At 50.8% G+C, this 658-nt stretch carries 2 pseudogenes; both read left to right on the top strand.

The annotated features are described in order from the left end of the window. Positions 1-378, top strand: a pseudogene (locus BFF42_RS19480) (IS1-like element IS1X2 family transposase); the annotation flags it as partial. A gap of 7 nt (positions 379-385) precedes the next feature. Then, a pseudogene (locus tag BFF42_RS19485) lies at positions 386-658 on the top strand (pyridoxal-dependent decarboxylase); the annotation flags it as partial.

The raw sequence follows: 658 nt of genomic DNA on the forward strand, positions 1-658 counted from the left end.
ATGGACGAACAGTGGGGCTACGTCGGTGCTAAATCACGTCAGCGCTGGCTGTTTTACGCGTATGACAGGATACGGAGGACGGTTGTGGCGCACGTCTTCGGTGAACGCACTCTGGCCACACTGGAGCGTCTTCTGAGCCTGCTGTCGGCCTTTGAGGTCGTGGTATGGATGACGGATGGCTGGCCGCTGTATGAATCACGCCTGAAGGGAAAGCTGCACGTTATCAGCAAGCGTTACACTCAGCGCATTGAGCGACATAATCTGAATCTGAGACAACATCTGGCAAGGCTGGGACGGAAGTCACTGTCGTTCTCAAAATCGGTGGAGCTGCATGACAAGGTCATCGGGCATTATCTGAACATAAAACACTATCAGTAAGTTGGAGTCATTACCCGCGGAGTCAAAACGATTTCCGCTGCACGAAATGCGCGATGATGTCGCATTTCAGATTATCAATGATGAATTATATCTTGATGGCAACGCTCGTCAGAACCTGGCCACTTTCTGCCAGACCTGGGACGACGAAAACGTCCATAAATTGATGGATTTGTCGATCAATAAAAACTGGATCGACAAAGAAGAATATCCGCAATCCGCAGCCATCGACCTGCGTTGCGTAAATATGGTTGCCGATCTGTGGCATGCGCCTGCGCCGAAA

It is taken from the genome of Shigella sp. FC1661 (assembly GCF_001712525.1).
Taxonomy (GTDB): domain Bacteria; phylum Pseudomonadota; class Gammaproteobacteria; order Enterobacterales; family Enterobacteriaceae; genus Escherichia; species Escherichia coli.